Consider the following 12,030-nt stretch of genomic DNA (forward strand, 5'->3'; position numbering starts at 1 on the left):
GCCATGGCCGACGCCGACGATAGATGGCAGCTGCTGCTGTTCCCGGAATCCGCGTCCAGCGTGTCCGGCCAGGTGGACACCCTGTTCTGGGCCATGGTGGTGGCCTGCGGGCTGGTGGTGGCGCTGGTGTTTACGGTGCTGCTGGTGTTCGGCATCCGTTATCGGCGCGGCTCGCCGGCCAGCCGCCGCGGGTCGCCGCTGCTGTACCACAACCGCTGGCTGGAAATCGGCTGGTCGATTCCGGTGCTGGCCGCGTTCCTGTTTTTCTTTGCCTGGGGCGCGCTGCTCTACGTGGAGATTCTCGATCCGCCCACGCCGGAGGACGGCGAAGCGCGCCGGGTGAACGTGATCGGCAAACAGTGGATGTGGAAGTTCCAGCACCCGGAGGGCATCCGCGAGATCAACACTCTGCACGTGGCCGTGGGCCAGACCGTGCGGCTGCGCATGACTTCCCAGGACGTGATCCACAGCTTTTTCGTGCCGGCCTTCCGCATCAAGCAGGACGTGCTGCCGCAAACCTATACCCGCTTGCAGTTCACCCCCACCAAGGTCGGGCGCTTCGACCTCTATTGCGCGGAATATTGCGGCCTGTCCCATTCCGGCATGGTCGGCGAAGTGGTGGTGATGCCGCCCTCGGAATTCCAGGACTGGCTGGCGCGGCGCGACCGGCCGGGCACGCCGCAACAGGACGGCGAGCGGCTGTTCCGCCAGTACGGCTGCAGCGGCTGCCACGGCGAGGCGTCCTCGGTGCGGGCGCCGGATCTGGCCGGCCTGTACGGCAAGCCGGTGCCGCTGGAAAGCGGCGGCACGGTCACCGCCGACGCCCAGTACCTGCGCGATTCGATCGTCTTTCCCAGCAAGCATGTGGTGGCCGGATACGCGCCGATCATGCCGTCCTTCAAGGATCAGATCAGCGAGGAAGATCTGCTCAAGCTGACCGCTTATATCCAATCCCTGACGCCCGAGGAGCCTGACGCGCCATGAACTATCTGAACGCCGGTTACGGACTGAAAAGCTGGCTGCTGACGCTGGATCACAAGCGTGTCGCCTGGCTCTATTTCATCAGCATCACCGGGTTTTTCTTTCTCGGCGGGGCCGCCGCCACCCTGGTGCGCCTGGAGCTGATCACCCCGGCCGGGGACCTGCTCTCCAGCGACGCCTACAACCAGATGTTTTCCCTGCACGGCATCGTCATGGTGTGGTTTTTTCTGATTCCCTCGATTCCCGCCACCATGGGCAACTTCCTGCTGCCGTTGATGCTGGGCGCCCGCGACATGGCGTTCCCGCGGCTCAACCTGATGAGCTGGTATGTGTTTATTCTCGGCGGCGCCTTCACGCTCACCGCGGTGATCGCCGGCGGCATCGACACCGGCTGGACCTTCTACACCCCCTACAGCACCATGTTCTCCAACGGCGCGGTGCTGGCCGCCGCCACCGGCGTGTTCATCGTCGGCTTCTCGTCGATCCTCACCGGCATCAACTTCATCGTCACCACCCATAAGATGCGCGCGCCGGGGCTCACCTGGTTCCGCCTGCCGCTGTTCGTGTGGGCGCAGTACGCCACCAGCCTGATCATGGTGCTGGCGACGCCGGTGCTGTCGATCACCCTGGTGTTGTTGGGCGTGGAACGGGCCTTCGGCATCGGCATCTTTGATCCGGAGCTTGGGGGTGACCCGATCCTGTTCGAGCATTTATTCTGGTTCTACTCCCATCCGGCGGTCTACATCATGCTGCTACCGGCCATGGGCGTGGTCAGCGAGGTCATCGCCTGCTTCGCCCATAAACGGATTTTCGGTTACAAGGTGATGGCGTTTTCCATCCTCGCCATCGCGTTGTTCGGCTTTCTGGTATGGGGGCACCATATGTTCGTCTCCGGCCAGTCGATCTACGCCGGGGTGGCGTTCTCCCTGCTCAGCTTTCTGGTGTCGGTGCCCTCGGCGCTGAAGATCTTCAACTGGCTGGCCACGCTCTATAAGGGCCATATCCGTTTCGACGCGCCGATGCTGTTCGCGCTCAGTTTTATCGGCCTGTTTCTGATCGGCGGGCTCACCGGGGTGTTCGTGGCCACGCTGGCCCTGGACATCCAGATGCACGACACCTACTTCGTGGTGGCGCATTTCCACTACATCATGGTGGGCGGCATGGTCTCCGCCTACATGGCGGGGCTGCATTTCTGGTGGCCGAAGATCACCGGGCGCCTGTACCCGGAAATGTGGGCGCGGGTGTCGGCGATTATTGTGTTCGCCGGCTTCAACCTGACGTTCTTCCCTCAGTTCATTCTCGGCTGGGCCGGCATGCCGCGCCGCTACCACGCCTACGCCGAAGAATTTCAGTTGTTGAATGTGTTTTCGTCCGCCGGCGCCGGCATGCTGGCGGTGGGCTATCTGTTGCCGCTGCTGTATCTGCTCTGGTCGTTGCGCTACGGCGCCCGCGCCGGCGGCAACCCCTGGGACGCCCGGGGTCTGGAATGGACGGTGGCTTCACCGCCGCCGAAAGAGAATTTCGCCACCGTTCCACGGGTCGACAGCGAGGCGTACGCCTATGACACGCCCCAATAACCAAACCACGGTGATCGTTGCCCACCAGTTCGAGACGCTGGAGCAGCAATTCGACGCCGACCTGTTGGGCATGTGGCTGTTCCTGGTCACCGAGGCGCTGCTGTTCTCCGGTGCCTTCCTGGCACTGGCCGTGTACTACCATCAGTATTACGACACCTTCTCGGCGGCGGCCCGCGAGCTGCACTGGCTGCTGGCCGGTTTCAACAGCGTGATCCTGCTGACCAGCGGCCTGGCGGTGGCGCTTGCCGAGCAGGCCGCGGACCAACACCGGCGCCGGCTCACCCTGTGGTGGCTGAGCGCCACCATCGCCCTGGGCGTAGCCTTCCTGGGCCTGAAGGGCTACGAGTACTACATGGAATACCGTGCCGGCCTGGTCCCCTTTCTGGATCAGCCGTTCGCGTTTTCCGGGCCGGACCCGCACAACGCCATGTTGTTCTATAACTTCTATTTCGCGATCACCGGCCTGCACGCGCTGCATATGATCATCGGCCTGATGGTACTGCTGGTCATGCTGGTGCTGACGTACCGTTGGCGCGAGGGCGCGCGGGTCGCGCGCCAGGTGCGCATCGCCGGCCTGTACTGGGCGTTCGTGGATATCGTCTGGGTGCTGGTGTACTGCAGCCTTTATTTGCTTGGCCGTTAGGGGGCGCCATGTCCGACGATAACGAAACCCGGGTTCGTCACCGCTTTGTCGGCCTTTATGTTCTGTTGCTCGGTTTACTGGGCGCGAACATGGCCGGCACCCTGATCGACGCCGGCGGGCTGGCGATACCGATTCGGCTTTCGGTGGCCGCCGTGATGGTGGTGGTGATCGCCACCTCCTTCATGCGGCTCCGACAAAGCAGCGCACTGGTGCAGGTGGTGGCGGTGATGAGCCTGCTCTGGATCATGTTCCTGTTCGTGCTCACCTTCGCCGATTTTCTCACCCGCTAGCGCCGCCCGGCGATCAACCGGGTGTAACGCGGGCGCTGCGATGGTGGCCCGGGCCGACCAGACCGCGCGGTTTGAAGCTGTCCGGGTCGGCGGCGTTCCACCATTCCTGGTACGGGGTGGCGGCCGGGTCCTCAAGCAACTCACCGGAACGCAGAAACGGATACATCTTATCCAGGCCGATCAATTCCGTGGCGCTGCGCCGGTGCAGCAGATGGTGCGGCAGCAGCTCAGCGGGATGGTCCAGCCCGGCGGCGGCCACCAGGTCCGCCAGATGGTCCAGGGTGTGGCGCTGAAAATTGGCCACGCGGGGCGCTTTGTCGGCGATCACCAGACCGCGCTGCCGGTTGGGGTTCTGCGTCGCCACACCGGTGGGGCACAGATCGTTATGGCAGCTTTTGGTCTGCACACAGCCCAGCGACAACATGAACGCCCGGGCCGCGTTGCACCAGTCGGCGCCCAGCGCCAGGTTGGCGGCCATGGTGTAGGCGCTGTACACCTTGCCGCTGGCCGCCAGCCGGATGTCCGGGCGCAGGCCGGTGCCCACCAGAGCGTTGCGCACCAGCAACAGCCCTTCGCGCAACGGCATGCCCACATGGTCGGAGAATTCCTCCGGCGCCGCGCCGGTGCCGCCCTCGGCGCCGTCGACCACGATGAAATCAAGGCGGATGCCGGAATCCAGCATCGCCTTGCACAGCGCGAACACTTCCCACGGATGACCCACGCACAGTTTGATGCCCACCGGCTTGCCGCCGGAATCCGCGCGCAGGGAGGCCGCGAATTCGAGCAACTCCCGGGGCGTGGAAAACGCGGTGTGATAGGCCGGCGACAGGCAATCCTGCGCCACCGGAATCTTGCGGGTGCGGGCGATTTCCTCGGTGATCTTGGCCGCCGGCAGTAAACCGCCGTGGCCCGGTTTGGCGCCCTGGCTGAGTTTGATTTCGATCATGCGCACCGAATCCCGGTTGGCCTGCTCGCGAAACAGCCCGCGATCAAAATAGCCGTCCCGGTCCCGGCAGCCGAAGTAGCCGCTGCCGATCTCCCAGACCAGATCGCCGCCGTGACGCACATGGTAGGGGCTGATGCCGCCTTCTCCGGTGTCCTGGTAGAAGCCGCCGCGCCGGGCACCGAGATTCAGGGCCTCCACCGCCGGCCCGCTCAGCGAGCCGAAACTCATCGCGGAAACGTTGAGCAGTGACACGTCGAAGGGGCGCGCGCAGGTGTCGGCGCCCACCCGTACCCGGAAGTCACTGTCCGGCTTGGGACGCGGCGCCATGGAATGGGTCACCACCTGGAATTCGTTGTCGTAGGCGTCCAGATCGCTGCCGAACGGCTTGGCGTCCACCTGGTCCTTGGCGCGCTCGTAAATCAACGAGCGCATGTCCCGGTTATAGGGCCGACCCTCGCGGTCATTCTCGACAATGTACTGGCGTAGAAACGGTCGCAGAAATTCAAAAAGCCAGCGGAAATGGGCGAGCAACGGATAGTTGCGCAGCAGCGTGTGGCGGTGCTGCAGCAGATCGCGCAGCCCCTGCGCCAGCAACGCCAGGGCCACCAGCGTTAGTAACCACAGCCACGGCGAGGCGGGATAAAAAAACAACGCGACACCGCCGCCAAGGAAGATCACCGCGGCGATCACGGGACCAATGAACCGGCCCGGTCCGGTGGTGCTGTCAGCCATCGTACTCTCCTTTTTACGATGAACCTCAACGCTACCTGATGTGGCCGCCACGGGACGGCGAAAAAACGTAAAAGCATGACAAATTCCGCCGCGCGCCCCTGTTTCCAGGCACCGAAAGTCGCAGGATGAATCCAAACCGTTAAGGACGATGCAAGCCAAAAGGAGGTTCATCATGGCAACGCAGAAGCAGATTCAGGCCGCCCGGGAAAACATCGGGTATTCGGATTAAATGGTTGATGGGGTGCTCTTGCCCCACCTACTCGGTACCACCCTCAGATGGTTGATAGATCGACCCCGTAGTTGAGCTCCTCTGCGAAGTCCGGTAGTCCGTAACCGATGGTTTTCTTGTAGAACGGAGAGACCTTCGCAGTGGGTGCCTTCTTTTTGTGCTTCGTGGTGTAGAGCATTCGTGCCCGCATCACCTCGAAGGAGTAACCACGCCCTTCACGGTTCTTGTCTTTGGCCAGTCGGTTGATCGACTCCGTGTAAGCGTTGGTGACGGGCATGTCCGTCTCGAAGTAGGTCATGATCTCTTCGCGCCAGTTGCCCACAGCCCTGACCAGATCGCTCCAGACTTCCTTCTGGCCTTTCGGAATGGTGGCTATCCACTCGTCCAGGGCGGCTTCTGACTGGGGCCGTGTGGTGGCGTCCCAGATGCCGTAGAAGCGTTCCTTGTGCTCGTAGGCGGCCAGCAGTTGCGGGAATGCGCCTGTCCAGGTCTCCATGATCAGCCGTTCCCGATCTGAAACTTCGTGAGCGCGTTTCAGCAGGATCTTCCGGTCGCCCTTGAGGGTTCGGCTCTGGGAGGGTTTCAGCTCCTTTCTGAGGCCCTTGCGCACCTTCTCCAGGGCATCGTTGGCCATGCGTACCACATGGAACTTATCGACCACGATGCGGGCCTGTGGCAGCACGGCCTTGACCGCTGCCCGGTAAGGGTTCCACATGTCCATGCTGACGATCTCGACCTTCTGGCGGTCTTTCAGCTTCATCAGGTAGTTGGTCACCACGTCCTGACGGCGGGTAGCCAGCAGGTCGAGCAGGGTTCGCTCCTCGATGTTGGTCAGGATGCAGCGGTAGCGCTTGTTCAGGTACAGCTCGTCGATGCCCAAAATGCGGGGCGTCTCGAAGCGGTGCCAGCGCCCCAAGAACTCGGCGCGGGCGTTGAAGATGTCGCGTACCGTCTTCTCGTCCAGACCTGTCTGTGCCGCCACGAAGGTGTAGGGGTGGTTGAAGGATTCCTTCTCCACGTATTCATGCAGCCGCAGCGTCATACGGAAGCCGTCCACCATCTCCGGTAGCTGGGGCCTGAAGGTTGTCTTGCAGGCCCGGCAGGTGTACCGGCGGCGGACCACCCAGAGGGTGACCCGCTTGCCGTGGATGGGCAGATCACGATAGGGAACATCACGCTTGCCGAACCGCACGAACTCACCCTGCACGCCGCATTCCTCGCAAGCGACGGGATCGGGCGCGTCCACCTGGAAGTGCATTTCGTCGTCGGTTGATTTGCAGCCCAGTACTTGGTATTGCGGCAGGTGAAGAATGTTGTCGGGAAGTTCGGTCATGGTGTTGTATAGGCGAAGGTGTCAGTCAGATCCATCCGACTCGGCATTGGTGTTTGTTTTTTTACCCAAAAAGCTGCCGGAAACGAAAAGTAAGGCACCGAGGACAATTGCAATATCAGCCAGGTTGAAGGCCGGCCAATGCCAGTCTCGCCAATAGAAATCAAAGGAATCCACAACATAGCCACGAAAGACCCGGTCAATCAGGTTGCCCATGGCGCCACCGAGGATAAGACTGTAAGCGATGGCTTCTCCTTTATGACGATTTTCAAGGATCAGCTTGATCAGAAAAATCGAGACCGCCACCGCGATCCCGATAAAAAAGTAGCGCTGCCAGCCTCCACCATTCGCAAAAAGACTGAATGCGGCACCGGTGTTCCATAGGTGCACCCAGTTAAAGAACGGGGTCACCGAAACAGACTCGCCATAGGCCATTGATTGCTGCACCAGCCACTTTACAGCCTGATCAGACGTTGCCAGCAGGCCCGATATGGACAACAGGGCGTACGGCGAGAGCTTTTTGCCAATAATGAGCATTATTTAACCCTTGAGCGCCAGAATGCGCCTGGCACCGTTAAGCACGACGAGCCCCGCGATGGTGCCGATAATTAGATCCGGATAATTGGAACCGGTCCACGCGACCAGGGCGCCGGCGGTGATGACCCCCAGGTTGATCACCACGTCGTTGGCCGAGAATATCCAGCTTGCCTTCATGTGCGCCCCGCCCTCCCGATGTTTGGATATGAGCAGCAGACAACTGGTATTGGCAATCAATGCGACGAATGCGATAGCCATCATCACCAGCGATTCAGGCTCATCTGATTCCCGAAGCAAGAGCATAAAACCGGGCGGGAATCGGGTCGATTTCCGCCTTAATGCCTACCCCGCCCCGTTCACCTCCGCCAGCAACGCCCTGGCCGCCAGCTTGCCAAACTCATTGGCCGCATCCGGGCTGTCGCCGGTGATCAGCTTACGGTCTTCGCAGCAGCTACCATTGGCTTTCTTGTTGATGATTTCCACGCCCTGCTCACGGAGCCGATCGCCGAAGTACCAGGGCATGGGGCCGGGCAGGTAGCCGAACTTGGGGGTGAGCTTGTCGAGGCTGTCCGGGAACACCGCCATTTTGTAACCGTGATAGGCGAAATCCTTGGGATCGCCGCCACGGTTTTCTGCCAGCAAGGCCGCAGGGCCGTGGCAGATGGTGAGCATGTGTTTGTCGTTGGCGTTGACCCAGCGGATCAGGGTTTGCAGGTCTTCACTCTCCGGCAGGCCCAACATGGCGCCGTGACCACCGGGGATAAACACCGCCAGGTAGTCGGCGTGATCTTCCAGGCCTGCGGCGACCAGGGCCTTTAGGGATTGAGGCTGTTCGAATTGAGGCTGGTAGCGTTGCAGGGCATCCGTGACCGCGTCGTCTTTCTCTGGCACCGCCCACCTTTCTATTTTTACCGGTGCGCCGGTAGGCGTGCAGACCTCGATCTGGAAGCCGGCTTTTTCCAGGTGCAGTAGCGGCACCATCATTTCTACCGGGTGATTGCCGGTGGAAAACTTCACGCCGTTTGCCATGGTCATGTAGCGTTCTTCGGTACAGACCATCAGCACCTTGGCCGTGCTGCCCTGAAGGGCATCCGGATACTCGGCGTGGTCGTAATCAGTCTTGCTTTTGGTGGCCAGTTTCAACGCCACGGAAGAGGGCGTGAAGCCACCCCGCCCATCATCCTTGGGGGCCATGCCAAACATTGCCTTGATGCCACTAGCCATAAATTCTCCTGATCACCGGGCTCCCTTTATCCTTTGCCCTTTACCAGCTATGGCGGAGATTCCCTTTCGGAAATTTCCGCCCTACGAATCCGGGAGTGGAGATAAACCTATAGGGTGGCAGGCTGCGTTATTGCCCTTCCCGCCACGCCCCCGGCGACACCCCCACCCACTGTTTAAATGCCCGGTTAAACGAGCTCTGCTCGGCAAAGCCCAGCAGCATGGTGATTTCGAAAAGCGATAGCGACGGGTCGTGCAGATAGCTTTGTGCCAGTTCCTGGCGGGTGCGATCCAGCAGGCCCTGAAAGGTCTGGCCGCTTTGTGTGAGACGGCGTTGCAGGGTACGAACGGAGATGGCCATTTCGTTGGCCACGTCTTTCAGGGATACCCGCGCATCAGGCAACAGGCGCAGAAACACCTGCTGCACCTGAAAGGCAAAGGGATCATTGCCCGGCAAGGCGTTGGACAAGGCCACAGACTGGCGATCAAGAATCTGGCGCAGGGCCGGATTGGCGGTGGGCAGGGGGATGCTGAGGTAATCCGCCGGGAAGCGCACTGCCACATAGGGGGCATTGAAGCGTACCGGGCCGCCGAAGAAGGCCTCGTACACTGCCGGATTGTCCGGCGCCGGCGAGGAGAAAGCCACTTCTGCCGGGTTAGGGGCATCCGGGACGATCTTGCGCAGGAAGCTGATCAGGGCCGAGATAGCGGTTTCATCTACCAGCAGCCCGAGACTCAGACCACCGTACACAGGCCATCCGATCTCCGCCTCATCCCCGCGGATCACCACTTCCGCCATGCGGATGCCATAGAACAGTGACTCGAAGCGCTGGTAGGCATACAAGGCCTGCCCCAGGTTATCGCTGGCCTGCACCAGATAGCCCAACACCCCCACATGATCCGGGCTGATGCAGGCACCGATCTCCAGGCCACGTCCGTCGCCGGGGTGCACGGCATACGCCCGCCGCAGCAGGTCCAGCCACTGGATCAGGGGCACCTGCTCACCGGGCGCCAGACGCGACACCGCAGCCCGCAGGGTAGGTGCGCTCAACTGGTACTGGTCCAGCCAGTCCAGCAGCACGCGCACATAGGAGCCGTTGACGCGGATGGCGGTGGGGTCGGGGTAATTCATCGTCATGGCATGATTGGATAACAGCTTGGCATGATCCGTCAATCCGATAAGCCCACTCTTTTCTACCATGGCTTCATCAGAGCTGACACCGCTTGTCCCATAACTTCAGGGAGACATGACATGAACCCATCACAAGAAGCCGCCAGATATCCCAAAATACCGGCATCTTGGATTTCGCCTCGCATACCAATCTGGATACCCAGCGCAGGTATCGGGTGAAGTGTCGCGAGCTCTTCCAGTAAGCCCCACCAATGCTCGATACTGATGCGATCAACAGACTTTGCTGCTTCGATGCGAGAGCGAAAATCAGCGTTAGCAATGCCTTCTTCGTCAATATAACGCAGCAGAATATTTAATATCTGGGAAGAAACTTGAATCGCAGCGGTCATTCGTTATGCCTGACTGAAAATGTCAAATACTATACGTTCCGGTCAAGACGCAATCAAGAGACAGAGTCATAATTACTGCAGTTTTTAAATCGCTGAATATTAATAATAACGGCGCAAAAGGAGTGAGTTCATATGCAGTTGTTTAGTTTTATCACCGAAACCCTGACCGATCTGTTCGGGCGTGAACCTACGCTCAATGAGATGATCCTGATTCCAATGGTCCCTATTTTTGTTTTGGGCTTTCTTGTTGAGTGGCTCTATCGAAGAATTAAAAGCGGAAACTGGGCAGCCACAAAAGGGCAGGCATTTTATATTCCCGAGGTTTTTGCCAACTTTTCGTTAGGCGGTGGTTACTACGTCTTCGGTGCGGTTATGAACATAGTTTATGTCGCAGCTGTTTATATTTTCGTCTGGGATCATCGTCTCTATACCATCCCTGTGAATGCCCTCACAATAATTCTGGCATTTTTTGTTCAAGAATTTTGTTACTACTGGTATCACCGTACAGCACATAGAGTGCGCTGGTTTTGGTCGCAACACGTATCCCATCACAGCGGCGAAATCATGAATATGTCTACGGCGGCGCGACAAAGCATTCTTAATGGCATTGTGGGCACTTGGATATTCTTCGCACCGGCTGTTTTCATCGGTTTTAGCCCCGACCTAATTCTTGGTTTATTAGGATTGAACCTCGCATTCCAGTGGTTTGTGCATACCGAAAGCATTACAAAGTTGCACCCGTGGTTGGAATGGTCACTAAATACGCCGTCTAACCACCGCGTGCACCACGGACGTAACCCACAATATATTGATAAAAACTTCGGCGGAGTCATCATGATCTACGACCATATTTTTTCAACCTATGAGGCAGAAAAAGAAAAGGCCGAATACGGCATCGTAAAACAGATCAAAAGCTATAACTGGTTTGTAATGAACCTGCATGAACTTGTCGATATGATTCGAGACGTGATGGCACCCGGCAAGCTTTCCGAGCGGCTAAAGCATCTTTGGAAGCCACCGGAGTGGGAGCGTTCAGGTCATACACCTATTCATACCTGGACAACCGTACAGATGGACGGAAAACAGACAGGAAATACGGCCGCTGAAGAAGTCGAGACGGCCAAAACAGACTCTAAGATGGTGGAAGTAAAATGATCTTTTTAAGTCGACTTTTTTTGAGTATGTCAGCCATTGCGTTTCTACTGATCGGTTTAAATACCTTGTACGACCCAGTCGCAGCCATGACTGCCATCGAACTGCAGCCGACTTCGATCAGCGCAACGAATGAAATTCGAGCCAACTATGGGGGAATGCACCTAGCTTTTGCCTTAATCATGCTGACGGGTGCTATTGCCGCGTCAGCGCGCCGACCCGCACTTTGGATGATTTTCTCAATCACTTTCGGCCTGGTTGTTGGCCGATTAATAAGTTTGTTGCTTGATGGTATGCCTAATGCCACTGCAGATTTTTTACTGGCTCTGGAGATTGTCTCCACAGCGGGGGCCGCAGGGTTACTTTGGTTCAGCCGAAATATAAGTCATGAGCCACTCAGCGATTAAGCTTCGTAGGCCTATCTTCATATTAATAGTCATAGTCAATTCATAGTCATTTAATCTTAGTTTCACAGCCCGCTAAGCGGGCGGAGAAGGTAATATGAGCGATCGCATTGAAATCCTAAAAAACTCAGTTAATAATGCCATTCGAGCGATTTGTCCGGAAAGAGCCATTCTTTGGACGGAATACTACAAGAATAAATTGAATCGAAATAAGCCGGTAGAAATACAGGCCGCTGAAGCCATGTGTTATGTACTGCAAAATAAAAGTATAGAAATATATCCCGATGAACTGGTAGTCGGAAATTACACCTCCCATAGAGTGGGAGGAATTATCTATCCAGAAAAGGCAGGGCTTTCGGCGAGTATAGGAAGAATAAACGCCGTTTTTCTCCAAGTCCAGCCACTGTAGACCGCGAATGACGGCCTGCTTTGCCAGTGGGTGATTCTGAATCCGGCCCGTGTAGCCA

General features: G+C 58.4%; 13 protein-coding genes and 1 pseudogene. 7 read left to right on the forward strand and 7 right to left on the reverse strand.

Annotated elements, in window-relative coordinates; genetic code table 11:
- Positions 1 to 3: 3 nt before the first annotated feature.
- Genes coxB through ACMG4O_RS12000 form a run of 4 tightly spaced genes read left to right on the forward strand, consistent with a single transcriptional unit; the run spans position 4 to position 3,491 of the window.
- Positions 4 to 984, forward strand: a complete 981-nt coding sequence (gene coxB / locus ACMG4O_RS11985) for a cytochrome c oxidase subunit II (protein WP_370184741.1) — start codon at positions 4 to 6, stop codon at positions 982 to 984.
- Positions 981 to 2,558 carry a cytochrome c oxidase subunit I gene (locus ACMG4O_RS11990; RefSeq protein ID WP_370184742.1) on the forward strand — a complete coding sequence of 526 codons (1,578 nt, stop codon included), beginning with the start codon at positions 981 to 983 and terminating at the stop codon, positions 2,556 to 2,558. Before coxB ends, ACMG4O_RS11990 begins: the two co-directional genes overlap by 4 nt.
- Complete coding sequence (locus tag ACMG4O_RS11995; protein ID WP_194856421.1) at positions 2,542 to 3,201, forward strand: cytochrome c oxidase subunit 3; 660 nt, start codon at positions 2,542 to 2,544, stop codon at positions 3,199 to 3,201. The genes ACMG4O_RS11990 and ACMG4O_RS11995 overlap by 17 nt, the downstream gene beginning before the upstream one ends.
- Before the next feature lie 8 nt (positions 3,202 to 3,209).
- The gene (locus tag ACMG4O_RS12000) at positions 3,210 to 3,491 is read left to right on the forward strand and encodes a hypothetical protein (protein ID WP_142948874.1); all 282 of its coding nucleotides are present in this window, start codon (positions 3,210 to 3,212) and stop codon (positions 3,489 to 3,491) included.
- 13 nt (positions 3,492 to 3,504) lie between these two features.
- On the opposite strand, the gene ACMG4O_RS12005 is transcribed toward ACMG4O_RS12000, so the two are convergent.
- From ACMG4O_RS12005 to ACMG4O_RS12035, 7 genes and pseudogenes are all read right to left on the reverse strand, one after another.
- Positions 3,505 to 5,169, reverse strand: a complete 1,665-nt coding sequence (locus ACMG4O_RS12005; RefSeq protein WP_414433853.1) for an FMN-binding glutamate synthase family protein — start codon at positions 5,167 to 5,169, stop codon at positions 3,505 to 3,507.
- A 272-nt stretch (positions 5,170 to 5,441) separates the two neighbouring features.
- A complete protein-coding gene (locus ACMG4O_RS12010; protein WP_348321975.1) occupies positions 5,442 to 6,731 on the reverse strand; it encodes an ISL3-like element ISPpu12 family transposase in 1,290 nt (429 codons plus the stop codon).
- A 21-nt stretch (positions 6,732 to 6,752) separates the two neighbouring features.
- The gene (gene lspA, locus ACMG4O_RS12015) at positions 6,753 to 7,265 is read right to left on the reverse strand and encodes a signal peptidase II (RefSeq protein ID WP_068518357.1); all 513 of its coding nucleotides are present in this window, start codon (positions 7,263 to 7,265) and stop codon (positions 6,753 to 6,755) included.
- Between the two features lie 3 nt (positions 7,266 to 7,268).
- A pseudogene (locus ACMG4O_RS12020) lies at positions 7,269 to 7,544 on the reverse strand (cation transporter); the annotation flags it as partial.
- 63 nt (positions 7,545 to 7,607) lie between these two features.
- A complete protein-coding gene (gene hchA / locus ACMG4O_RS12025; RefSeq protein WP_138773299.1) occupies positions 7,608 to 8,489 on the reverse strand; it encodes a glyoxalase III HchA in 882 nt (293 codons plus the stop codon).
- 127 nt (positions 8,490 to 8,616) lie between these two features.
- Entirely contained in the window at positions 8,617 to 9,687 is a 1,071-nt protein-coding gene (locus ACMG4O_RS12030; protein WP_278593314.1) for a helix-turn-helix domain-containing protein, read from the reverse strand.
- Positions 9,681 to 10,007, reverse strand: a complete 327-nt coding sequence (locus tag ACMG4O_RS12035) for a hypothetical protein (protein ID WP_138773300.1) — start codon at positions 10,005 to 10,007, stop codon at positions 9,681 to 9,683. The genes ACMG4O_RS12030 and ACMG4O_RS12035 overlap by 7 nt, the downstream gene beginning before the upstream one ends.
- Before the next feature lie 132 nt (positions 10,008 to 10,139).
- Between ACMG4O_RS12035 and ACMG4O_RS12040 the strand changes: the two genes are divergently transcribed.
- The 3 genes from ACMG4O_RS12040 to ACMG4O_RS12050 all read left to right on the forward strand — a co-directional run bounded on the left by ACMG4O_RS12040 (position 10,140) and on the right by ACMG4O_RS12050 (position 11,972).
- Positions 10,140 to 11,162, forward strand: a complete 1,023-nt coding sequence (locus ACMG4O_RS12040; protein ID WP_084687550.1) for a sterol desaturase family protein — start codon at positions 10,140 to 10,142, stop codon at positions 11,160 to 11,162.
- Positions 11,159 to 11,566 carry a DUF4345 domain-containing protein gene (locus ACMG4O_RS12045; protein ID WP_052717995.1) on the forward strand — a complete coding sequence of 136 codons (408 nt, stop codon included), beginning with the start codon at positions 11,159 to 11,161 and terminating at the stop codon, positions 11,564 to 11,566. The genes ACMG4O_RS12040 and ACMG4O_RS12045 overlap by 4 nt, the downstream gene beginning before the upstream one ends.
- 94 nt (positions 11,567 to 11,660) lie before the next feature.
- Positions 11,661 to 11,972, forward strand: a complete 312-nt coding sequence (locus ACMG4O_RS12050) for a pyruvate formate lyase family protein (RefSeq protein WP_138773301.1) — start codon at positions 11,661 to 11,663, stop codon at positions 11,970 to 11,972.
- The last annotated feature ends 58 nt before the right edge of the window (positions 11,973 to 12,030 follow it).

The organism is Alloalcanivorax venustensis (genome assembly GCF_047495515.1).
Lineage (GTDB): Bacteria > Pseudomonadota > Gammaproteobacteria > Pseudomonadales > Alcanivoracaceae > Alloalcanivorax > Alloalcanivorax venustensis.

Bases quoted from the DNA above. Each gene is read 5' to 3' on its own strand.
- coxB (WP_370184741.1), top strand. From the start codon at position 4: ATGGCCGACGCCGACGATAGATGGCAGCTGCTGCTGTTCCCGGAATCC.
- ACMG4O_RS11990 (WP_370184742.1), top strand. From the start codon at position 981: ATGAACTATCTGAACGCCGGTTACGGACTGAAAAGCTGGCTGCTGACG.
- ACMG4O_RS11995 (WP_194856421.1), top strand. From the start codon at position 2,542: ATGACACGCCCCAATAACCAAACCACGGTGATCGTTGCCCACCAGTTC.
- ACMG4O_RS12000 (WP_142948874.1), top strand. From the start codon at position 3,210: ATGTCCGACGATAACGAAACCCGGGTTCGTCACCGCTTTGTCGGCCTT.
- ACMG4O_RS12005 (WP_414433853.1), bottom strand. From the start codon at position 5,169: ATGGCTGACAGCACCACCGGACCGGGCCGGTTCATTGGTCCCGTGATC.
- ACMG4O_RS12010 (WP_348321975.1), bottom strand. From the start codon at position 6,731: ATGACCGAACTTCCCGACAACATTCTTCACCTGCCGCAATACCAAGTA.
- lspA (WP_068518357.1), bottom strand. From the start codon at position 7,265: ATGCTCATTATTGGCAAAAAGCTCTCGCCGTACGCCCTGTTGTCCATA.
- hchA (WP_138773299.1), bottom strand. From the start codon at position 8,489: ATGGCTAGTGGCATCAAGGCAATGTTTGGCATGGCCCCCAAGGATGAT.
- ACMG4O_RS12030 (WP_278593314.1), bottom strand. From the start codon at position 9,687: ATGGTAGAAAAGAGTGGGCTTATCGGATTGACGGATCATGCCAAGCTG.
- ACMG4O_RS12035 (WP_138773300.1), bottom strand. From the start codon at position 10,007: ATGACCGCTGCGATTCAAGTTTCTTCCCAGATATTAAATATTCTGCTG.
- ACMG4O_RS12040 (WP_084687550.1), top strand. From the start codon at position 10,140: ATGCAGTTGTTTAGTTTTATCACCGAAACCCTGACCGATCTGTTCGGG.
- ACMG4O_RS12045 (WP_052717995.1), top strand. From the start codon at position 11,159: ATGATCTTTTTAAGTCGACTTTTTTTGAGTATGTCAGCCATTGCGTTT.
- ACMG4O_RS12050 (WP_138773301.1), top strand. From the start codon at position 11,661: ATGAGCGATCGCATTGAAATCCTAAAAAACTCAGTTAATAATGCCATT.